The 21,420-nt window shown below is 60.5% G+C and carries 22 protein-coding genes and 1 tRNA gene; 10 read left to right on the plus strand and 13 right to left on the minus strand.

Annotation, left to right across the window (positions count from 1 at the left end):
- The first annotated feature begins 29 nt into the window (after positions 1-29).
- Positions 30-1,808: an acyl-CoA dehydrogenase C-terminal domain-containing protein gene (locus ACIOMR_RS07890; protein ID WP_102370043.1), complete on the plus strand. Its 1,779-nt coding sequence runs from the start codon at positions 30-32 to the stop codon at positions 1,806-1,808.
- 226 nt (positions 1,809-2,034) lie between these two features.
- Here ACIOMR_RS07890 and ACIOMR_RS07895 read toward each other — a convergent pair whose 3' ends face one another.
- Complete coding sequence (locus ACIOMR_RS07895) at positions 2,035-2,925, minus strand: LysR family transcriptional regulator (protein ID WP_401193266.1); 891 nt, start codon at positions 2,923-2,925, stop codon at positions 2,035-2,037.
- Between the two features lie 209 nt (positions 2,926-3,134).
- Here ACIOMR_RS07895 and ACIOMR_RS07900 point away from each other — a divergent pair, with 209 nt between their 5' ends.
- The 4 genes from ACIOMR_RS07900 (at position 3,135) to ACIOMR_RS07915 (ending at position 5,574) form a co-directional block, all read left to right on the plus strand.
- Complete coding sequence (locus ACIOMR_RS07900) at positions 3,135-4,415, plus strand: aspartate aminotransferase family protein (RefSeq protein WP_401193269.1); 1,281 nt, start codon at positions 3,135-3,137, stop codon at positions 4,413-4,415.
- Between the two features lie 234 nt (positions 4,416-4,649).
- Positions 4,650-5,015 (plus strand): type II toxin-antitoxin system RelE/ParE family toxin, encoded by a 366-nt coding sequence (locus ACIOMR_RS07905; RefSeq protein WP_177041282.1) that lies wholly within the window; start codon positions 4,650-4,652, stop codon positions 5,013-5,015.
- On the plus strand, positions 4,999-5,319 hold the full coding sequence (locus ACIOMR_RS07910) for a DNA-binding transcriptional regulator (RefSeq protein ID WP_063026725.1): 321 nt from the start codon (positions 4,999-5,001) through the stop codon (positions 5,317-5,319). The genes ACIOMR_RS07905 and ACIOMR_RS07910 overlap by 17 nt, the downstream gene beginning before the upstream one ends.
- A 96-nt stretch (positions 5,320-5,415) precedes the next feature.
- Positions 5,416-5,574 carry a YqaE/Pmp3 family membrane protein gene (locus ACIOMR_RS07915; protein ID WP_003211049.1) on the plus strand — a complete coding sequence of 53 codons (159 nt, stop codon included), beginning with the start codon at positions 5,416-5,418 and terminating at the stop codon, positions 5,572-5,574.
- A gap of 6 nt (positions 5,575-5,580) precedes the next feature.
- Here ACIOMR_RS07915 and pqqE read toward each other — a convergent pair whose 3' ends face one another.
- The 9 genes from pqqE to ACIOMR_RS07960 form a co-directional block, all read right to left on the minus strand.
- On the minus strand, positions 5,581-6,720 hold the full coding sequence (gene pqqE / locus ACIOMR_RS07920; protein WP_008434380.1) for a pyrroloquinoline quinone biosynthesis protein PqqE: 1,140 nt from the start codon (positions 6,718-6,720) through the stop codon (positions 5,581-5,583).
- The gene (gene pqqD, locus ACIOMR_RS07925) at positions 6,713-6,988 is read right to left on the minus strand and encodes a pyrroloquinoline quinone biosynthesis peptide chaperone PqqD (protein ID WP_003211043.1); all 276 of its coding nucleotides are present in this window, start codon (positions 6,986-6,988) and stop codon (positions 6,713-6,715) included. The genes pqqE and pqqD overlap by 8 nt, the downstream gene beginning before the upstream one ends.
- The gene (gene pqqC, locus ACIOMR_RS07930) at positions 6,985-7,737 is read right to left on the minus strand and encodes a pyrroloquinoline-quinone synthase PqqC (protein ID WP_401193274.1); all 753 of its coding nucleotides are present in this window, start codon (positions 7,735-7,737) and stop codon (positions 6,985-6,987) included. The genes pqqD and pqqC overlap by 4 nt, the downstream gene beginning before the upstream one ends.
- Positions 7,738-7,748: 11 nt before the next feature.
- On the minus strand, positions 7,749-8,660 hold the full coding sequence (pqqB, locus tag ACIOMR_RS07935) for a pyrroloquinoline quinone biosynthesis protein PqqB (protein ID WP_003211040.1): 912 nt from the start codon (positions 8,658-8,660) through the stop codon (positions 7,749-7,751).
- A 77-nt stretch (positions 8,661-8,737) separates the two neighbouring features.
- Positions 8,738-8,812: a pyrroloquinoline quinone precursor peptide PqqA gene (pqqA, locus tag ACIOMR_RS07940; protein ID WP_003194766.1), complete on the minus strand. Its 75-nt coding sequence runs from the start codon at positions 8,810-8,812 to the stop codon at positions 8,738-8,740.
- Between the two features lie 159 nt (positions 8,813-8,971).
- The gene (pqqF, locus tag ACIOMR_RS07945; protein ID WP_401193277.1) at positions 8,972-11,344 is read right to left on the minus strand and encodes a pyrroloquinoline quinone biosynthesis protein PqqF; all 2,373 of its coding nucleotides are present in this window, start codon (positions 11,342-11,344) and stop codon (positions 8,972-8,974) included.
- Positions 11,345-11,394: 50 nt separating this feature from the next.
- Positions 11,395-12,189, minus strand: coding sequence for a carbon-nitrogen hydrolase family protein (locus tag ACIOMR_RS07950; RefSeq protein ID WP_003211036.1), 795 nt, complete (start codon positions 12,187-12,189; stop codon positions 11,395-11,397).
- 10 nt (positions 12,190-12,199) lie between these two features.
- Positions 12,200-13,882: an NAD(P)/FAD-dependent oxidoreductase gene (locus tag ACIOMR_RS07955; protein WP_087694768.1), complete on the minus strand. Its 1,683-nt coding sequence runs from the start codon at positions 13,880-13,882 to the stop codon at positions 12,200-12,202.
- A gap of 167 nt (positions 13,883-14,049) precedes the next feature.
- Positions 14,050-14,532, minus strand: coding sequence for an Lrp/AsnC family transcriptional regulator (locus tag ACIOMR_RS07960; protein WP_401193281.1), 483 nt, complete (start codon positions 14,530-14,532; stop codon positions 14,050-14,052).
- Between the two features lie 161 nt (positions 14,533-14,693).
- Here ACIOMR_RS07960 and ACIOMR_RS07965 point away from each other — a divergent pair, with 161 nt between their 5' ends.
- Complete coding sequence (locus ACIOMR_RS07965) at positions 14,694-17,054, plus strand: glucose/quinate/shikimate family membrane-bound PQQ-dependent dehydrogenase (protein WP_401193284.1); 2,361 nt, start codon at positions 14,694-14,696, stop codon at positions 17,052-17,054.
- A 41-nt stretch (positions 17,055-17,095) separates the two neighbouring features.
- On the opposite strand, the gene ACIOMR_RS07970 is transcribed toward ACIOMR_RS07965, so the two are convergent.
- Positions 17,096-17,962: a LysR family transcriptional regulator gene (locus ACIOMR_RS07970; protein ID WP_401193287.1), complete on the minus strand. Its 867-nt coding sequence runs from the start codon at positions 17,960-17,962 to the stop codon at positions 17,096-17,098.
- Positions 17,963-18,075: 113 nt separating this feature from the next.
- Here ACIOMR_RS07970 and ACIOMR_RS07975 point away from each other — a divergent pair, with 113 nt between their 5' ends.
- The 4 genes from ACIOMR_RS07975 (at position 18,076) to ACIOMR_RS07990 (ending at position 20,590) form a co-directional block, all read left to right on the plus strand.
- Positions 18,076-18,501, plus strand: coding sequence for a VOC family protein (locus ACIOMR_RS07975; RefSeq protein ID WP_003211024.1), 426 nt, complete (start codon positions 18,076-18,078; stop codon positions 18,499-18,501).
- Positions 18,502-18,511: 10 nt separating this feature from the next.
- Complete coding sequence (locus tag ACIOMR_RS07980; protein WP_401193290.1) at positions 18,512-19,765, plus strand: amidase; 1,254 nt, start codon at positions 18,512-18,514, stop codon at positions 19,763-19,765.
- 185 nt (positions 19,766-19,950) lie between these two features.
- The gene (locus tag ACIOMR_RS07985) at positions 19,951-20,133 is read left to right on the plus strand and encodes a type II toxin-antitoxin system HicA family toxin (protein ID WP_003211022.1); all 183 of its coding nucleotides are present in this window, start codon (positions 19,951-19,953) and stop codon (positions 20,131-20,133) included.
- Between the two features lie 55 nt (positions 20,134-20,188).
- Positions 20,189-20,590, plus strand: a complete 402-nt coding sequence (locus ACIOMR_RS07990) for a type II toxin-antitoxin system HicB family antitoxin (RefSeq protein ID WP_003211020.1) — start codon at positions 20,189-20,191, stop codon at positions 20,588-20,590.
- Positions 20,591-20,679: 89 nt separating this feature from the next.
- On the opposite strand, the gene ACIOMR_RS07995 is transcribed toward ACIOMR_RS07990, so the two are convergent.
- Together ACIOMR_RS07995 and ACIOMR_RS08000 are read right to left on the minus strand one after the other, a co-directional pair.
- Positions 20,680-21,192 carry a hypothetical protein gene (locus tag ACIOMR_RS07995; protein WP_401193293.1) on the minus strand — a complete coding sequence of 171 codons (513 nt, stop codon included), beginning with the start codon at positions 21,190-21,192 and terminating at the stop codon, positions 20,680-20,682.
- 147 nt (positions 21,193-21,339) lie between these two features.
- Positions 21,340-21,416, minus strand: a tRNA-Ile gene (locus ACIOMR_RS08000).
- Positions 21,417-21,420 lie beyond the last annotated feature (4 nt).

Genomic DNA, 21,420 nt, shown 5'->3' on the forward strand with positions numbered 1-21,420 from the left:
ATAACGTTAAAGTTCTCACGAGGTTTGCCATGGCTGACTACAAAGCGCCGCTGCGCGATATGCGCTTCGTCCTCAACGAAGTTTTCGAGGTCGCCAAACTCTGGGCCCAACTGCCCGCGCTGGCAGAAACCGTCGACGCCGAGACCGTTGAGGCAATCCTCGAAGAAGCCGGCAAAGTCACCTCCAAGACCGTCGCCCCGCTCAGCCGCGGCGGCGACGAAGAAGGCTGCCGCTGGGAGAATGGCGCGGTCTTCACCCCGGCTGGCTTCAAGGACGCCTACAAAACCTACGCTGAAGGCGGTTGGGTAGGTGTTGGCGGCGACCCGGCGTACGGCGGCATGGGCATGCCCAAGGCAGTGTCGGCCCAGGTAGAAGAGATGATCAACTCCTCGGGCCTGGCCTTCGGCCTCTACCCGATGCTGACCTCCGGCGCCTGCGTGTCGATCAACACCCACGCCAGTGAAGAGCTCAAGGCCACTTACCTGCCGAATATGTACTCCGGCGTGTGGGCCGGTTCCATGTGCCTGACCGAACCTCATGCCGGCACTGACCTTGGGATAATTCGGACCAAGGCCGAGCCTCAGGCAGACGGTTCCTACAAGGTCAGCGGCACCAAGATCTTCATCACCGGTGGCGAGCACGACCTCACCGAGAACATCATCCACCTGGTGCTGGCCAAGCTGCCGGACGCACCGGCGGGTCCCAAGGGTATTTCGCTGTTCCTGGTGCCCAAGTTCATGGTCAATGCCGACGGCAGCCTGGGGGCGCGCAATCCGGTGACCTGCGGCTCCATCGAACACAAGATGGGCATCCAGGCGTCTGCGACCTGCGTGATGAACTTCGACGAAGCCGTGGGCTACCTGGTGGGCGAGCCGAACCGTGGCCTGGCCGCGATGTTCACCATGATGAACTACGAGCGCCTGGGTGTGGGCATCCAGGGCCTGGCCTCCGGTGAGCGCTCTTATCAGAACGCTATCGAATATGCGCGCGACCGCCTGCAAAGCCGTTCGCCAACCGGTCCGAAAGCCAAGGACAAGGTCGCTGACCCAATCATCGTCCACCCGGACGTGCGGCGCATGCTGCTGACCATGAAAGCCTCGAACGAAGGTGGCCGTGCGTTCTCCACCTATGTGGCGATGCAGCTCGACACCGCCAAGTTCAGCGAAGACGCCACCGCCCGCAAACGCGCGGACGATCTGGTTGCTCTGCTGACTCCGGTTGCCAAGGCGTTCCTGACCGACCTGGGCCTGGAAACCACCGTGCACGGCCAGCAGATTTTCGGCGGCCACGGCTACATTCGCGAATGGGGCCAGGAGCAACTGGTGCGTGATGTGCGCATCACTCAGATCTACGAAGGCACCAACGGCATTCAGGCCCTGGACCTGGTGGGACGCAAGATCGTCGGCAGCGGTGGAGCGTTCTACAAGCTGTTCGCTGATGAGATCCGCCATTTCACCGCCACTGCCGGCGCCGAACTGGCCGAATTCACCAAACCGCTGAACGCGGCCGTGGATGACCTGGACGAACTGACCGCCTGGCTGCTGGACCGCGCCAAATCCAACCCGAATGAAATCGGCGCGGCATCCGTGGAATACCTGCACGCGTTCGGCTACATGGCTTATGCCTACATGTGGGCCCTGATGGCCAAGGCGGCTCTGGGTAAAGAGGCTCAGGAAGACTTCTACGCGAGCAAGCTGGGCACCGCGCGTTTCTACTTTGCGCGCTTGCTGCCGCGGATCGCGTCCCTCAGCGCCTCGGTAAAAGCCGGTAGCGAATCGCTGTTCTTGCTGGATGAAGCACTGTTCTAAGGGCTTGGAGGGCGTGTAAGCATTCTCTTACATGACGTGCTGCTATTCGTCCTCTATCGCCAAATTGGATCCACGGATAATCTACTTCACATGGACGTCGCGCAGGAAGCGCAAAGCAACAACACGGACACGTAGGATTCTGCCAGGAAGGCGGAGTGAAATGGATGTCAGGGAAACAGTCTGCAAAGCCCCGCTTCGGCGGGGTTTTCTTTTGCCTGCGAAAAAGTCAGGGGGGCGCGTTCATCACGTCTTCCAGCAGCGTGCGCAACAATTCCAGCGTCGCCTGCTGGCGCTGCACATCCCGGCACACCAACCCCACTTTCAACGGCACCCGTGGTTCGCTCAAGGGTTTCCACAGCAACGCCTTGCTGTTGTGTTCATCCTGGGAGCGTCCGGGAAGCACCGTCGCCAGCTTGGTGTGGGGCAGGCTGTCGAGAATCCCCGCCATCGTATTCAACTCGGCCTGCACTTGCGGGCGTCGGCCCAGGTTGGCCAATTGACCTTGCCATATCTGGCGCACCTGAAACTCTTCCCCAAGCAGCAACATGGGTAACTCGGCGGCTTGCTTCAGGGAGACTTTCTTGAATTCCCGCAGCGGGTGATCAGCCGGGATGACCACCTTCAGTTCATCTTCATACAGCAGCACGCCGTGCAGCCCCGGCTGGCGTGGCGGCAGGTAGCTGATGCCGATATCCAGCGAGCCGTTGAGCAGCCGGCGTTCGATTTCCATCCCGGTCAGCTCGTAGATCTGTACGACCAGGTGCGGCTGGGCCTTGCGTACTCGTTCGAGCATCTGCGGCACCAGGCTGGTGTGCACGGTTTGCAGCACGCCGATCGCCAAGGTGCGCAGTGCCTGGCCCTTGAAGTTGCGCAGTGCTTCCACCGCGTGCTGCATACCGTCGAGCAAGGGCAGGGCGTGGTTATACAAAGTGTGGGCGGCGAGGGTCGGCAGCAGGCGCTTGCTGCTGCGTTCGAACAGGCTCACATCAAGGTTTTGCTCGAGCTGGCGAATCTGCTGCGACAACGCTGGCTGGGAGATCGACAGGCGCTCCGCTGCCCGCCCCACATGGCCTTCTTCGTACACCGCGACGAAATAACGCAGTTGCTTGAAATCCATAAGTAATGCTTATCGAAAATGCTGGAAAATCGAAATGGCCGAGTGCCCCCAAGGCGCCTAGTCTAGCGCCTATTCACAGGGCTTACAGGGCCGGAAAGCACGATGAGTAGTGTTTATGTTGACGGTGTTTGCATAGGCAAGGCAAAAAACCTCCGCCATGGGTTTATCGGTAATACCGACCAAGGTGCGATTGCCAAAGGGGTTCATCCATGAACCTGTTCAACCTGCGTCGCCCCGCCCCCAGCCTGGATGATCTGATCCTCGAGGCGAAGACCCCGGCTCTGCGAGACGATCTTTCCAGCGATTGCCTGATGCCCAGCGTGGCCCGCCCGCCCCAGGTGTTTGTACGCGGCCAGGGCTCCTGGCTGTGGGACAGCGAAGACCGCGCCTATCTCGACTTCAGCCAGGGTGGCGGCGCCAACAGCCTGGGCCATAGCCCACAGGCAGTGACCAAGGCGCTGGCCGATCAGGCCCAATCGCTGATCAATCCCGGTAACAGCCTGCACAACCGCGTTCAACTGAACCTCGCCGACCGCCTGTGCCATCGCACCGGCAGCGACCAGGCCTACCTGCTCAACAGCGGCGCCGAAGCCTGCGAAGCGGCCATCAAGCTGGCGCGCAAATGGGGCCAACTGCACCGTGGCGGCGCCTATCGCATCATCACCGCGAGCAACGGTTGCCATGGCCGCAGCTTTGCCGCGATGTCAGCCTCGGCAGCCGCCAGTGAAAACCGTTTTGAGCCCCAGTTGCCGGGATTCAGCCACGTGCCGTTCAACGACCTGCCGGCGCTGCACGCGGCGGTGGATGCGCAAACCGTGGCAATCATGCTGGAACCGATCCAGAACGATGCCGGCGTCATTCCCGCGACCGAGCATTACCTCAAGGGTGTCGAACGCCTGTGCCGTGAGCTGGGAATCCTGTTGATTCTCGATGAAGTGCAAACCGGCACCGGCCGTTGTGGCACGTTGCTCGCCGAACAGCGCTATGGCGTTCGCGCCGACATCATCACCCTGGGCAAGGGCTTGGGGGGCGGTGTGCCGCTGGCGGCGTTGCTGGCACGGGGCAAAGCGTGTTGTTTTGAGCTGGGTGAGCTGGAAGGCACCCACCACGGCAACGCGCTGATGGCTTCCGCCGGTGTGGCGGTGCTTGATACGGTGCTGAACCACGGATTTCTTGAACACGTCTGCGAGGTCGGCACTTACCTGGGTGAAGGGCTTGCCCGCCTGGCGCATCGCTATGACCAGGGTGAACTGCGCGGCCAGGGCCTGATGTGGGGACTGACTCTGTCGGAGGATTCGGCAGATGCGGTGGTAAAGGCCGCGCTCAGTGAAGGCCTGATCCTGAGCGCGCCGCAACCCGATTGCCTGCGCTTCACCCCGGCGCTCACATTGAGCAAAAGCAACGTCGACGAAATGCTCCTGCGTCTGGCCCGTGCCTTCTCCCGGGTGCGCACTGCACAGCTGCAATGCCGCAAGGGCATTGCCGTTTAAGCCCCATATTTCCTGAACCGTCTCGCGGTATACGCGGCGCCTCCAGCCTGATTCTTTTGGCTGGGGGCGTTTTTTTGTCCGCGTAATTTTTGGATTGAAAAGGGTGCTTGAGCATCATTGGGAAAAATGGCCTTTTAGCGGGCGTCGGCAAGGACTGCCGATAGGGCGTGAAGTTATTTATGCCCTATTTCTAATCTATACCACTGAGTGGTATGTTTTTGGGAAGGGATGCCTATGAGGCTCAGGCTGTTCAAAACGCGGAATTTTGCCAACGCAGCCAGCAAGGCTTGGATATGTGATTCGCAATTGAGGGAAGCATTCAGCGAGATGCTTGGCGGCCAAGCCGACAATTTGGGCGGTGGTGTTTGGAAGAAACGTCTGAATCAGAACCGACATCGTTCAATTGTCTTGGCCAAGGGCAGGCATTACTGGGTATATCAATTGCTATACGCCAAGCAGAACCAAAGCAATATCAGTCAAAGCGAGCTGGTTTGGTTTCGGTCGCTGGCTAAGACCTATGAAGGTTTCAGCGAAGCACAGATTCAGCAGATGCTGGATCTCAGGGAGTTTGTGGAGATACATCATGACCAAGAAATATAAAAGTGAGGCGTTTGAGTCCATTCATCAATCCGCCGAAGCGCTTTATGCAATTGGCGCTATTAACAAAACCACCCTTCGTGAGTTCGACGAGGCATGCCTTGCGGATATTCCGGCGCAAATCCCGGCCGAGCAAATCAAACAACTACGCGAGCGCAGCCACGTCAGCCAACCTGTATTTGCCCGTTACTTGAACACCAGCGCCTCCACGGTGAAGCAATGGGAGTCTGGTGAAAAGCGGCCCAGCGGCATGGCGCTCAAGCTGTTGAGCATCGTGCAGAAGCATGGTTTGGAAATCCTGGCCTGAGGATGGCCCCGTGCCAGATCCCACTGAACCCTTACCAACGGCCAAGGTCGATTAGCTTGTACGGCTCACACGAGCCGATTTTCTGGAGCTGAACCCATGGATATCATTCGCATCATCATCGCTATTCTGCTTCCGCCACTGGGTGTGTTCCTGCAAGTGGGTTTCGCTGGCGCGTTCTGGCTGAACATCCTGCTGACCTTGTGCGGTTACATTCCCGGCATCGTGCACGCGGTGTACATCATCGCCAAACGCTAAAAGACCTCAGCCTTTCGCGATCAGCCGTGAGTTGCGCTCATTGCGAAAGGCCAGTTGCTCGATGGTCTGGGTGGCGTGCTCCGCTTCTTCGCGGGCCTGGAGGATCATGCCGTGGTGCTCCGATTTGCTGCACACCGGGTCAGCATTGCTGGCATCCCCGGTCAGCATGAACGCCTGGCAGCGGCACCCACCGAAGTCCTTTTCCTTCTCGTCACATGAACGGCACGGCTCGGGCATCCAGTCGTAGCCGCGAAAGCGGTTGAAGCCAAACGAGTCGTACCAGATGTGTTGCATGCTGTGGTCGCGCACATTGGGAAATTGCACCGGCATCTGTCGGGCTCCGTGGCACGGCAGGGCAGTACCGTCCGGCGTTACTGTCAGAAAGATGCTGCCCCAGCCATTCATGCAGGCTTTCGGGCGTTCCTCGTAGTAATCCGGCGTGACGAATATCAGCTTGCACGGGTGGCCTTCGGCTTCGAGCTTGGCGCGGTATTCGTTGGTGATGCGTTCGGCGCGCACCAGCTGTTCCTGGGTCGGCAACAGGCCGACCCGATTGAGCTGGGCCCAGCCGTAGAACTGGCAGGTGGCAAGCTCGACAAAGTCCGCTTCCAGGGCAATGCACAGCTCAATGATGCGGTCGATCTTGTCGATATTGTGCCGATGGGTGACGAAGTTCAGCACCATCGGGTAGCCATGGGCTTTCACTGCCCGGGCCATTTCGAGTTTTTGTGCGAAGGCTTTTTTCGAGCCGGCCAGCAAGTTGTTCACTTGCTCGTCACTGGCCTGGAAACTGATCTGGATATGGTCCAGGCCGGCCTTCTTGAAGTCGCTGATCTTCTGCTCGGTGAGGCCGATGCCGGAGGTGATCAGGTTGGTATAGAAACCCAGCTTGCGCGCCTCGGCGATCAGTTCGGCGAGGTCCTGGCGCACCAGCGGCTCACCGCCGGAAAACCCCAGTTGCGCAGCGCCCATTTCCCGGGCTTCACGAAATACCTTGATCCACTGTTCCGTGCTCAGTTCCTTGCCCTGCTCGGCAAAATCCAGCGGATTGGAGCAGTACGGGCATTGCAGCGGGCAGCGGTAGGTCAGCTCGGCCAGCAACCAGAGCGGCAGGCCGATTTCCGGCTTGGGTGGCAGGTCAGGCAAGTTCGATCCAGTGCTGAGCACGGGCAACCTCCATGAATTGCTCGATGTCTTCACCGAGCTCGGGCACGCCAGGGAACTGCTTGTCCAACTCGGCGATGATTGCGCTGACATCGCGCTCGCCGTCGATCAAGCCACCGATCAAGGCGGCGCTGTCGTTGAGCTTGATCATGCCTTCCGGGTACAGCAGCACATGGCCTTTTTGCGCCGGTTCGTACTGGAAACGATAGCCCTGGCGCCAGGTCGGTTTTTTGCTGCGATCGAAGCTCATAGGGTGATCCCCTTATGCCATACACGCTGATCGGTCACGCTGTGATACGGCGGGCGTTTCAGTTCATAAGCCATGCTCATTGCATCGAGCATGCTCCAAAGAATGTCCAGTTTGAACTGGAGAATTTCCAGCATGCGCTCCTGGCCTTCGCGGGTGGTGTAGTGCTGCAGGGTGATGGCCAGACCGTGCTCCACATCCCGGCGAGCCTGGCCCAGGCGGGTGCGGAAATACTCGTAGCCGGCGGGGTCGATCCATGGGTAATGCTGGGGCCAGCTGTCGAGGCGCGACTGGTGGATCTGCGGGGCGAACAACTCGGTCAGGGAACTGCTGGCGGCTTCCTGCCAGCTGGCCCGGCGGGCGAAGTTGACGTAGGCGTCTACGGCAAATCGTACGCCCGGCAGTACCAACTCCTGGGAGCGCAGTTGATCCGGGTCGAGGCCGACGGCCTGTCCCAGGCGCAACCAGGCTTCAATGCCGCCGTCTTCGCCGGGAGCGCCGTCGTGATCCAGCAGGCGCTGGATCCACTCACGACGAATCTCCCGGTCCGGGCAGTTGGCCAGGATCGCGGCGTCCTTGAGGGGAATGTTCACCTGGTAATAAAAACGGTTGGCGACCCAGCCCTGGATCTGCTCGCGGGTGGCGCGGCCTTCGTACATCGCCACGTGATACGGGTGATGGATATGGTAGAAGGCGCCCTTGGCGCGCAGGGCCTGTTCGAACTCGGTGGTGGTCAGCGGTGTGTCAGTCATTTGGCTCGCTCCTACAATTCAATGCTCATGCCGTCGTACGCCACTTCCACATTGCGTCGCAGCAGCTCGGCTCGCTCGGGCGAGTCTTCATCCAGGATCGGGTTGGTGTTGTTGATGTGGATAAGCACCTTGCGCTGCTTGGGCAACTGCTCCAGCACTTCCAGCATGCCGCCGGGGCCGTTTTGTGCCAGGTGGCCCATCTCGCGACCGGTGCGGGTGCCGACGCCACGGCGCTGCATTTCGTCGTCGTCCCACATCGTGCCGTCCACCAGCAGGCAATCGCTGCCGGCCATTATTTCCAGCAACGGTGCGTCAACCTTGCCCAGGCCCGGCGCATAGAACAGCTTGCCGCCGGTGCGCAGGTCTTCGACGATCAGGCCGATGTTGTCGCCCGGGTGTGGGTCGAATCGGTGAGGTGAGTAGGGCGGTGCCGCGCTGCGCAGCGGCAATGGTGTGAAGCGCAGGTTGGGGCAGGCGGGGATCGTGAAGCTGGCGTCCAGCTCGATGCGGTTCCAGGCCAGGCCGCCGTTCCAGTGGGTCAGCATGGTGAACAGCGGGAAGCCGGTGCTCAGGTCTTCATGGACCATGTCGGTGCACCACACCTGGTGCGGGCAGCCTTCGCGCAGGCTGAGCAGGCCGGTGGTGTGGTCGATCTGGCTGTCCATCAGGATGATCGCGCTGATGCCGGTATCCCGCAGCGCGCGGCCCGGTTGCATCGGGGCGAAGCCTTGAAGCTGGGCGCGGATATCTGGCGAGGCGTTGCACAGCACCCAGTTCACGCCGTCATCGGAAATCGCGATGGACGACTGGGTACGCGCCTCGGCCCGCAGGCTGCCGTCGCGAAAACCTGCACAGTTCACGCAGTTGCAGTTCCATTGCGGGAAACCACCGCCCGCGGCGGAACCTAGAATCTGGACAAACATGGCCGCTCCATTACACACAACTCAAAAATAAAAACGCCCCGGGCGAGCCGAGGCGTTGCATTGCGATACAAAGCCAATCAGCGGCTGGCAAAGTACATGGTGACTTCAAAGCCGATACGCAGATCAGTGTAAGCAGGTTTGGACCAGGTCATGTTCTTACTCCTACGAAGGGAAGGGACGTTTACTACCAAGTAATACATATAGTCCACCTCCAAGCGGAGATGTTCAGATGTGTGCATGTGAATGTTACGTACTTCTTTTGAAGATAGCGCTGTCCTGCGGGAAAAAGCCTTTTACCGAAGCGGCAATGATCAGCCAGATCGTTGCCAGGAGCCGGCGGCACAAGCGCCATTGGCCACACAGCGCCATCCGCCTGCAGCAGCATTTAGTTGCTGTGCAGATACCATTAAATCCTCACGGGTGCGGGTCTGGATGAAATCTTGCAGCTGCTGGATGTAATCCGACGGGTGGCCTGCCAAGTGCGCGTGCCAGAGCAGTTCAGCGGCTTGGGAAGTGGGTAGGGCGTCGAGGGAAAATTGCCGGGCCAGATCGTTCGGCAGTTCGCTGGCGTTGGTCAGCGCGGGCAGTTGCTTCAGGAACGCCTGCAGGTGATCAAGTATTTGCGCAAGAGACGCGCTTGGGGATTGCACCCCAAACAGCAGGCCGGTTTGCCCGTTGTACTGTCGGATGCCGCTGAACACCGCGTAGCCCAATTGAAGCTCAACACGCAGTTGCTGGTAGAACGGCGCTTGCACCAGATGTGCGAGGAGGCGCCAGCAAGCCTCGTCCGCCAGGGAGCGTGTGGCTGTCGGGCAGAACAGCAGCAACGCGGCGTCGCTGGAATCGGTCCTGACTTCGTGCCAACGATGCTGGCTGCTGATTGACGGCAGTTCGCTGATAGCCGCTTGGGGTTGGCCGGGCAGTTTCCCGGCTGCACTTTTTATCGCCGTCTCGCAGGCGGCGGGCAGTCCCACGGCAAGCCCTTGCCAGCGAGCGGTTGACCATCGGTCTCGCCCAGCAACCTGCTGTGCAGCTGGGATGTCGGCGCAATACTCGGGTAATGCCTTGAGCAACTGTCGGATCGCAATTGCCGGTGCCGGGAACGATGACGCTCCGGCATTTTCGTCGAGGCGGGTCAGCTCACGGGCCACTTCCTCCAATATCGCGGGCATGGGTTCGTGCAGCCCTAGCATCTTCAGCTGCCAGTGACCGCCGATTGTCTCGAAAGACAACTGAACGCCAGCCTGGCTGGCGTTCTCACGCAGCCGTGGGAAAAGCTCTGCATCCAGCGGCGAATCCAGATGCCAGCGCAGGTAGAGCGCGCCTTCATCTGTGTCGCCTGGCAAGGCCTGGCTGAAGGTCAGCGCCGAAAGATCCTTCCGCCCACGGGAGCGATCCTGGGCGAACGTGCGCAGGCCGCGATGGGCGCTGGTTTGCCCGCGAATCAGCCCCGGGCGCTCTTCCCTGGCTGCCGGCTGCAGGAACGGATTGGTGGGCGGCAGTTGCCAGGCGTGCCGGGACGGCGGCAATTGCAGCGAGTCCAGCAGGGTCTTGAGGGAGCTGGCGCTTTGCTCGGACAGGACCAGTTCGTTGTCCTGCCGGGCCAATGCCAGGGCACCACTGACCTGTTGTTTGCGAGCAAGCAGCAAGGCGTACTCTTCCCGCAAGGGCGCCCAGTCACTGTGTGCGAAAAAGCTCAGCCAGTCGTGCAGCAGTTCTTCGATCAGTGTCGTCTGCTGCGCACCCTGAGTGTCCAGGGTGAACTTGATATCCAACAACGCCTGTCCGGCAAATTGATACAGCGCCGTTGCGTTAATGGCGCTGACTAACTGCCGCGACTGCAACTCGGCGAGCAACCCGCCGGGCGCCGAAGTGTTCAGCCACAGGCAGAGGAAATCCAGCGCCTCAGGGGAAGCCTCGCTTGCCACCACCTGATGCCAGTGGTGTTCATCGGTGTGTTGATAAGCACGTTGATTGCCGGCCAGCAACGCTGGCGCCGGCGTCTGTCGCCGCAGAGGTGCAGTCTTCAGCGCAGCGCCAAACTGATGCGCCAATGCCTCCAGCTCCACCAGCGACTGAGGGCCCGCAAGGCTCAAGGTCATCTGCCCGGAATGATAGAAACCTTCATAAAAATCCCGCAACGCCTGCTGAAAATCCTCACGCTCTACCGCCAAGCTATCCCGGTTGCCCGCATGAAACGCGCGCAACGGATGACCCGCCGCAACACCTCCCAGCAACGCTTGTTGCTGTTGCGCCGTGGCATCTTGCGACCAGGCAATAAACTCCGCCTGCAATACTTCGCGCTCACACAACTGGTCTTCCAGGGCCAGGCGCGGATGGGCGAGCATGTCCCCCAGGCGCTCCAGTGCGGCTTCAAATGCCGTAACAGGCACCTCAAAGAAAAAGTCGGTAGTGCGCTCGCGGGTGCTGGCATTCACCTGTCCACCCTGGCGCTGGACGTAGGCCATCAGCCCGTCGCTTGCAGGAAAACGTCCGGTGCCCAGGAACAATAAATGCTCAAGAAAATGCGCCAGTCCCGGCCACGCCAGGGGTACATCGTGGCTGCCCGCTGCAACGCGCAAGGCAGCCGCGGCGCGCTTCAAGCGCGGCGCATGATGCAAGGAAACCCGCAGGCCGCTGGCCAGGGTCAATTGAAGGTGATGAGGGTGGGCCGGCGCAGGCATGAGCACTTCCGAAACGTAGGAAGTGCCTATGCTAGCGCAAACCTGCGGGATCAGTGCTTGTGCAACGCCCCATAAAGCTCGGGACGCCGGTCCAACAGGTAGCGATTGGCCGCGCGTGAGTCGACCATCAACTGCCGATCGAGTGTGCCAACGATCAGCGCTTCATCCAGACCTGCCTGGGCAATCCGCTGGCCATCCGGTGCGGCGATGCTGCTTTGCCCGCAATACTGGATCTCGCCTTCCTGCCCGCAGTAATTGGCGTAGGCCACATAACACTGGTTTTCAAACGCCCGCGCCCGCACGGTCACATCGGCGACGAAATCGAAGGGCACCATATTGGCCGTCGGCACCAGGATCAACTCCGCCCCGGCCAGCGCCAGGCGCCGGGTGTTCTCCGGGAATTCCAGGTCATAGCAAATCAGGAAACCCAGCTTCCAGCCGTTCAATTCCACCAGCGGAAAATCATCGTCCCCGGCGCTGAACATCGAGTTGTCGAGGTCGCCAAACAGGTGGGTCTTGCGGTAGTTGCACAGGCGTTGGCCGTTGGCGTCTATCAACTGCACGGCGTTGTAGATCTGCCCGTCTGCACCGCGCTCCGGATAGCCATACAGAATCGCCACGCCCGAGTTTTTCGCCAGCGCGGCGATGGACTGTGCGGATGGGCCGTCCTGGGTTTCAGCCAGGGCGCCGACCGCTTCCACGCCGATGTTATAGCCGGTGAGAAACATCTCCGGCAGTACCAGCAGGTCGGCGTCGGTGGCCTCTTGCGCCAACTGATGCAGGCGCTTGAGATTACCGGCCACGTCCAGCGGCAAAGGGGGGCATTGATACAGGGCAACACGCATGGGCAACTCCTTACTCGGGCAGTGCGATCGGCCCGATCTCGTCGAACACATCCCCCGGCCCCGGGTTCTGCGGGTGAGTGCTGCCACCGAAGTGAGTCATGATGCCCCACACCGCGTTCAGCGAGGTTTGCACGGCGCCTTCAACCCACGCCGGGGTCCAGGACACGTCGTCACCGGCGATGAAAATACCGCGTTGCTCCGCCGGCATGTCCTTCTGCATGAAGTGCGCGTACATCCGTTGGTTGTAGCGATAGTGACCGGGAAGTGCGCCTTTGAAAGCGCCGAGGAAATGCGGGTCGGCTTCCCATGACACGGTGATCGGGTCGCCGATGATCCGCGCGGCGATGTCGACTTTCGGGTAGATCTTCTTCAGCGCATCCAGAGCCAGTTTCACGCGTTTCTCGATGGGTTGCGGAAGCATTTTCAGCGCATCGCTCATCCAGGAGTAGGACAGGCAGATCACCCCCGGCTTGTCGTCGCCGTTGTCGAACAGATAGGTGCCGCGGGTCAGGCGATCCGTCAGCGTCATGCTCATCAGGTCGCGGCCGGTTTCCGGATCCTTGTCCTTCCAGAATGGCCGGTCGACCATCACGAAGGTCTTCGACGACTGCATGTAGCGGGTGCGGTCCAGGGCCATCCACATCTTTTGCGAGAACAGGGTTTCGTCGCACTCGATCTGGGTGGTCAGCAGCCAGCTCTGGCAGGTGGTCAGCACGGCGGCGTATTCGCGGGTGTCACCGTAGTTGTCGGTGACGGCGAAACGGCCGTCCGGGGCGTGGGCAATGCGCTTGACCCCGGCCCGTGGCGCACCGTTGTGCAGGGAACTGAGGCTGGTGCCTTCGGGCCAGTGGGCGCAACGCTCCGGCACATGGCGCCAGATGCCCATGGGCACTTGGGCGACGCCGCCGACCACCAGATGCTGGTGATCGTCGCAGTTGGTCATCACCACGCGGAAGATTTCCAGCATCGAGTTGGGGAAGTCCGAGTCCCAGCCGCCGGTGCCGAAACCGACCTGGCCGAACACTTCGCGGTGATGAAAGGACAACTTGGCGAACGCTTTGGAGGTCGCCACGAAGTCGTAGAAGGTGCGGTCGTCCCACAACGGAACCAGCGTATTCCACAGCTCTTTCAGGCGCGGTACGTCACGGTCGCGGATGGCTTGCTGGATATCGGCGAACTGCGAGCCGGCTTCCAGGGCGTCGGCCCAGGCGTCAGCCACTTCCTGGAACAGTGCAGGAAGGTCAGCGAGTTTCTGTGCGTAGTGCGTCTGGCCTTCGAGGTCGATGACCGTGCTGCCGGAAGCCGGCGTCAGCGGGTTGGGGAAGGGTTTGGTCTCCAGCCCGAGCTTGTCCACATAGTGGTAGAACGCGGTGGAGGACACCGGGAAGCGCATGCCACCCAGTTCCGCGATGATGCCTTCGGCGCCTTCGAACGCCTGGGAGCGCAGGCGGCCACCCATTTTCGAGGCTTCATACACCACGGGTTTCAGGCCGAGCTTCATCAGCTCATAGGCGGCCACCAGCCCGGCAATCCCGGCGCCGACGATCGCCACTTCGGCGCCGTGGTTGGCCGCCGGGATGCTGCCCAGGCCCGCCGGATGCTCGATCCAGTCATCAAAGGCGAACGGGAAGTCCGGGCCAAAGATAGTGATCGGCTTTTTACCGGTGGCGGGGTGGCGGTTGGGCTTGCTGATGGTGCTGGAAGGAATGCTCATGGCTGACCTTGCTGGCGGCTCGGCGGGGCGCGACCCGCTGAGTATAGGAAAAGATGGCAGCCATTCTAGGGAGCGTAGCGTTCGTTAATAAGACGCAATGTGTCGTCGGATTGAATTGTTTTTAGTCAGAATGACGAGATTGCTGGTCAGATTGGTTGTCCGCGATCCAGTTTGTTACTGAGGATGATCGAGGTGGTGGTCTTCTCCACGCCATCGACGCTGCCGATCTGGTCCAGCAGTTGATCCAGCTGTTCCGGCGAATCGGTGCGCAGCCAGGCCACGTAATCGAACTCGCCGCTTACCGCACATAACTGCTGAACCTGCGCCATGGCACTGATCCGGCGCAGCACTTCCTTGCCGGAGCGCGGTTGCACGGTGATCCCCACGTAGGCCTGCAAACCACCATCCACCACCCGCTGGCTGAGCCGCACGCCATAGCCGGTAATCACCTGGGTTTTTTCCAGGCGCGCCAGGCGTGAGGTGACGGTGGTGCGCGCGATGCCCAGTTGCCGGGCAAGCATGGCCACACTTTCACGCGCGTTGATCTGCAAGGCGGCGATCAACTGGCGATCGATTTCATCGAGGACGGGAAGGTGAGGGGCGGACAAGGTGTTCTCCGGCGCGGGCATCAATGGGCGAGCATGTTACAGGCTCGGTCCTGGCGATACTGCCCGCCCGGCCGGGAATTTATTTTCGCCGCTGATCGAACACATTATTTTGTGCCAGATTGTGAAAAGTAACTGTTTGGTACATTATTTTGCGTTAGGTATACAGGAAGGACGTTTGCGCGATGAATAACTTTGGGGCTGCCACCGGCAGCAGATGGTTGCTGGTTGGGCTGGGCCTGCTGATCGCCTTGATTGGCCTGGGTTTGGCAGGCGGTGGCGGTTACCTCGTAGTGCTGGGCGGCAGTTGGTATTTCCTGCTGATGGGCCTGGCGATGCTGGTCTCTGGTGTGCTGATCGCCAAGCGCCGGCCTCAGGGCGCATGGCTGTACGCCGTGGCATTGGTGCTGACGGCGACCTGGGCGGTGTGGGATACCGGTCTGGAATACTGGCCGTTGGTTTCGCGAGTCCTGACCTTCGCCGTCATCGGCCTGGTAGTCGCGCTGATTTATCCACAGCTCGCCCGCGCTTCCGGATCGACACCCGGGCGCGGCGCCTATGGCGTTGCCGGGCTGCTGGGCCTGGGCGTGGTCGCCACCCTGGCGTACATGTTTGTACCGACCCACGTGGTCAAGGCCAGCAGTGAGCCTGCGGTGACTGCGGTAACGCCGGGCACCGAGCAAAAAGACTGGGCCCACTGGGGCAACACCACCGCCGGCAATCGGTTTGCCGCGCTGGACCAGATCAACAAAGGCAACATCGACAAGTTGCAGGTGGCCTGGACCTTCCACACCGGCGATATCCCCGAGAGCAATGGCGCCGGTGCCGAAGACCAGAACACCCCGCTGCAGATCGGTGACAGCGTTTACGTGTGCACCGCCTACGGCAAAGTGTTTTCCCTGGACGCCGATACCGGTGCCCAACGCTGGAAATTCGATCCCCAGGGCAGCGGCCCCAACTGGCAGCGTTGCCGTGGCCTGGGGTATTTCGACAGCAGTGCCAGCGAGCAACCCGCCGGCGCCAAAGCCTGTGTGAAACGTCTGTTTCTGCCGACCGGCGATGCCCGGTTGATTGCGATCAATGCTGAAACCGGCGCGCCTTGCGAAGACTTCGGCGACCACGGCACCGTCGACCTGAAGACCGACATGGGCGAAGTGAAGCCCGGTTATTACCAGCAAACCTCGACGCCACTGGTGGCGGGCGATGTGGTGATCGTGGGCGGGCGTGTGGCAGACAACTTCTCCACCGGTGAACCGCCAGGCGTAGTGCGCGCCTTTGACGTGCACAGCGGCGAACTGATGTGGGCCTGGGACCCGGGCAACCCGAACACCACCAAACGCCCACCTGCAGGAGAGACCTACACCCGTGGCACGCCGAACGTATGGTCGGCCATGTCCTACGACGCCAAGCTCGGCCTGGTCTACCTGCCCACCGGTAACGCCACCCCGGACTTCTTCGCCGGTGAACGTACCGCCTATGACGACAAGTGGAGCTCTTCCATCGTCGCCATCGACGTGAAGACCGGCCAGGTGCGCTGGCACTTCCAGACCACTCACCACGACCTGTGGGACTTCGACCTGCCGGCACAGCCGCTGCTCTACGACATTCCGGATGGCAACGGCGGCGTGCAACCGGCACTGGCCCAAGTCACCAAGCAAGGTGAAATCTTCCTGCTCAACCGCGCAACCGGCGTGCCCATCGCCCGGGTCGAAGAGCGTCCGGTGCCCCAGGGCAATGTGCCCGGCGAACGCTATTCGCCGACCCAGCCGTTTTCGGTGGACATGCCTTCGATCGGCAATCAGCAACTGACCGAATCCGACATGTGGGGCGCCACGCCGTTTGACCAGTTGATGTGCCGCATCCAGTTCAAGGGCATGCGCCACCAGGGCGTCTATACGCCGCCAGGCCTGGACCGCGCGCTGCAATTCCCGGGCTCCCTGGGCGGAATGAACTGGGGCAGCGTGTCAGTGGACCCGAATACCCACTATATGTTCGTCAACGACATGCGCCTGGGTTTGGCCAACTACATGATCCCGCGCGACAAGATCGCCGCCGGTGCCAGTGGCATCGAAATGGGCGTGGTGCCGCAAGAAGGTACGCCATTCGGTGCAATGCGCGAGCGCTTCCTCTCGGCGGCGGGCATTCCGTGTCAGAAGCCGCCGTTCGGCACCCTGTCGGCCATCGACCTGAAAACCCACAAGCTGATGTGGCAAGTGCCGGTGGGCACGGTTGAAGACACCGGCCCGCTGGGTATCCGCATGCACATGCCGATTCCGATTGGCATGCCGACTCTTGGCGCGTCTCTGGCCACGCAGTCTGGCTTGCTGTTTTTCGCCGGCACCCAGGACTTCTACCTGCGCGCCTTCGATACCGGCAACGGTAACGAGATCTGGAAGTCCCGTCTGCCGGTGGGTAGCCAATCGGGACCGATGACCTATGTCTCGCCCAAGACTGGCACGCAGTACATCGTGCTAACCGCCGGCGGCGCGCGACAGTCGCCGGACCGTGGGGACTATGTGATTGCCTACGCGTTGCCCAAGAAATAGGGCCTGAGAAAGCCGCACGGATGTGCGGCTTTTTTTGCGTCTCAGATCACGTCAGCCAGCAGGCAGCGGGCAAAGAGTTGTGGCACCGGAAGATTGCGCTGGCTGTAGCGGCTCAGCAGGATGATTTCCCGGTTAAAGGTCAGCTCGCCCAGCGGGATGACACGCACCTGCGGGGATCGGTCCAGCCATAGTCCGGCGTGGGGAACCAGTGAAACGCCCAGGCCGCATTCGACCATTTTGACCAGCGCCTCAATCTCGTCCAGTTCCAGCGCCACTTGCACGTCCAGCCGCTGATCCCGCAGAAAGCGACTGACCAGCCGCCCGCCAAACGAAGCCCGGTCGTAGCGCACGTGAGGATGAGCGGCGAGCAGTTGCAGCGGGTCATCCCCCTCGACCGTCAGCGGCGCGATCAACACAAACGGCTCCCTGCGCAGCAGTTGCACGTGCAGTTCCTTGGGCAAGTCAAAGGGTGGGCGAATGATGATCGCCGAGTCGAGTTCGCCTGCATCCACCTGGCTGAGCAGCTCCAGGGAAACTCCCGGCACCAACTTGCACTCCACCGTCGGCGCCGCCTGGCGCAAACGCACCAGGGCCTGGGGCAGCAGGCCGGTCTGGGCGGTGGTGATGGCGCCGACCTTCAACTCGCCCCTGTACTCATTGGCATCCACCGGCACAGCCATGCGGTTGAACGTCTCGAGAATCTCCCTGGCCAGCGGCAGCGCGCGGAACCCCGCCGCGTTCAGCGTGGCCTGGCGTCCGGTTCGGTCGAACAACTGCACGCCGAGCACCTGCTCCAACTGACGGATCTGCGCACTCACTGCCGATTGTGTCAGCCCGATATGCATGCCCGCTGCGGCGAACGTGCCATGGCGGGTAACGGCGATAAAGGTTTTCAGTTCCCGCAGCATGGGCGTCTCGATTGATCAAAATAATTTGAGCTCGCTGCGAAAACTATCGTCTTTCCATCGGTTACGGCAAGGCTAGACTCGCAAGGACTTAATACCCATAGAGGTTAAACCTGATGGCACTGGCTCCTTTTCACCTGGCAATTCCGGTATTCGACCTGGCGGCAGCGCGGCAGTTTTATGGTGAGGTGTTTGGGTTGGAGGAGGGACGTGCCAGTGATCACTGGGTCGACTTCGACTTCTTCGGGCATCAATTGGTGATTCATGAGCATCCGAAAACCGCTTCTCAAGAGGCGGCGCACACCAATGCGGTAGACGGTCACGACGTGCCGGTGCCGCATTTTGGCGTGGTGTTGAGTTGGGATGATTGGCATGCGTTGGCGGAGCGTTTGCAGGCGCGCAATACCCAGTTTGTGTTGGAACCGCATATTCGTTTCAAAGGCCAGGTGGGCGAGCAGGCGACGTTGTTTCTGTTTGACCCGTGCGGCAACGCGTTGGAGTTCAAGGCGTTCAAGGACATTGGGCAGTTGTTTGCTAAATGAGGGCGCGTTGATGAATGGCCTGGATGCAACGGGCATCGCCGTGGCGGTGGGTTCGGGGGCGATTACGCCGGCTTTGGTTGCTGAACACTTTCTTGCGCGCATAGGTGTCGACGAGCCAGATATCCAGGCGTTTGTATCCTTCGACGCTGAGGCGGTGAGCAAGCAAGCCCGTGGGCTTGAGGGCTGCGCCGGTCTGCTCGCCGGCGTGCCCGTAGGGGTCAAGGACATCTTTGATACCGCCGACCACCCAACGGAATTCTATTCGCCGATTTACCTGGGTAATCGTCCATCGCGGGATGCCCATGTGGTGACGCTGCTACGCCAGGCGGGCGCGATCATCATGGGCAAGACCCACACCACCGAATTTGCCTACATGAACACCGGGCCGACGCGTAATCCGCTGGATTTGTCCTGCACTCCGGGTAGCTCCAGCGCGGGTTCTGCTGCGGGGATGGCGGCCGGGTTTTTCCCGTTGGCGTTGGGTACCCAAACGGCGGGGTCGTTGCTCAAGCCTGCGGCTTATTGCGGGTTGTTTGCCTTCAAACCGTCGTTTGGACTGGTCTCGCTGGAAGGCGTGAAACCCCTGGCGCCGAGCTTCGATACGGTGGGTTGGTATGGGCGCTCGGTGCGTGATCTTGAGCGGGTGGCGCAGGTGTTGATTCGAGGGTTTCCGGCTGTTGAGGTCGGTCGTCGGCCTTTGCGGCTTGGTTTCTGCCGTACTTCTCGCTGGTCGGATGTGCAGCCGGTGGTGGCCCAGGCGATTGAGCTAGCGATAGCTAGGTTGGGGCCTCTTGTCAGTGAAGTCGTGTTGCCCGAGGCGTTCGACGGAGTATTCGACGATCACCAGTTGATCAACGATTGCGAAGGTGCCCGCTCATTGGCCAAGGAGTTTCAGTCTCATCCCGAACTACTCAGCGACTCGACGTTGGCCATGATTGAGCGTGCGAAGGCTACAAGCTGGGAACAGGAGTCGGCTGCGAAGGCACGCGTCGCACAACTCGCCCCGCAGCTCGCGCAGATCTGCCAGCCGTTTGATGCGATGTTGAGTGTTTCCTGCGGGATGCTGGCGCCGGTGGGGTTGGCGACCACGGGCCCGTCGGACTTCATCAAGTTCTGGGGCGCGTTTGGCTTGCCGCAGGTGAATGTACCGGTGATGCGTGGGGAAGGGGAGTTGCCGGTGGGGTTGCAGGTAATTGGGGCGTTTAGAGGGGATGCGCAGTTGCTAGGTACGGCGCAAGTCATTGTTAATGCGTTGGTAAGCTGAGAGTCAGTCAAGGCACAAAAACTGACATTAGTTCGCTGGCGAAGCGGCGATAGGCGTAGTCATCATATTCTTCGCATGAGCCCGTTCAGAAATGAGCGGGCTTTTTTCATTGGTGTGTCCTGTGTGTATAAAAGATGCTGCAGGATACCTTCGGTGTGTAAGATACACACTGTGGAGCGGGCGCGATGAGAAGCAGAGAGGTAATTGACTTGCTGATGGCGGATGGATGGTTTGAGGTGGCGGCGAAAGGCAGTCACCATCAATTCAAGCACTCAACCAAGCCCGGCCGGGTGACGGTTCCTCATCCTAAATCAGAGATAGCCAAGGGGACCTTGCACAGCATTTTGAAATCAGCAGGCCTGAAGTGATGACCGTAGGTTATGTGGTGAATGATCCCGCTGCGGCTCATTCAAAGGAGGAAAAATGAAATTTCCAGTGGTGATACACAAAGACGCTGATTCAGATTACAGCGTGACCGTCCCGGACGTGCCAGGTTGCTTTTCTGCGGGCACAACCTTTTCCGAAGCTCTGGATAATGTCCGCGAAGCTTTAGCGCTGCACCTCGAGGGATTGGTTGCTGATGAGGAGCGGCTTCCTCAGGCTAGAGAGGTCGACGTCCATTTGGAGAATCCGGACTTTGCGGGTGGCGTGTGGGCGGTGATCGACTTTGATCTCACTCCTTACCTGGGCAAGTCAGTCAGGTTCAATGCCTCACTGCCTGAGCAACTTTTGAATCGTATCGATGAGCGAGTGCAAAAAGACCATCGCTATGCCTCGCGCTCTGGGTTCCTGGCGACGGCGGCTTTGCGCGAACTTTCCGTTTGATAACGGGCCGGTAGAGCACGCAGTACAAAAAAGGCTTACACCGCAAAGCGTAAGTCTTTCTTTTATTCGAGGAGGTGTGATCAGCGAGACTACGACCCCTTGCACACCTTCGCAGCGGCAGCATCGTTCGGGATAAATGAATCCGGCGCGCCCGGCTTCAGCACCACGTACCCTCGCCGCCACGGTTGATCGTCCACCAGATTCCAGCGGTGCCCGGTGCCGGTATTGTCTTCGGCGATCAGTACTTCACCCGGATGCAACGTGAACTTCTCACCGCCGCGTGTCACGAACGCCAGGGTGCCGGACAGCGTCATGACGTACTGTGGCTCCGGGTCGTTATGCCAGCTATACGAGGAATGCGCCGCCGTTTGCTTGAAGTGAACGGCGGTCACGTCATTGCGCATGCTCTGGTCGATGGTGCCTTCCAGTACGTGCGAATTGTTGTCGGCGCCGGTGCAGAGCTTGAATGCCTTGATGGAGTCAGTGGCGGCGGGGGCGGCTTGTGCACCGCTCAAGGTGGCGAGGGTGATTGCGACGGTGGCTGTGGCACGTATGCCCAGGCCGTGGATTGCGTTGCGCGGCGAGCGTTTTTGCTGATGCATGGAACAAGTTTCCCTCGTGCTGAATTGGCGTTGACTGGGAATCATGGTCAGCGCCGTAGCCGTTCGGGACAACTAACTAATGTTTCATTGCTGCACGACTCACGCGCGCCAGAAACGACAAAGCCGCGCAATGCGCGGCTTTCAAGATGGTGGGCCCAGTAGGACTCGAACCTACGACCAAGGGATTATGAGTCCCCTGCTCTAACCAACTGAGCTATAGGCCCTCAG

This window comes from Pseudomonas sp. NPDC087814, from assembly GCF_044742865.1.
Taxonomy (GTDB): domain Bacteria; phylum Pseudomonadota; class Gammaproteobacteria; order Pseudomonadales; family Pseudomonadaceae; genus Aquipseudomonas.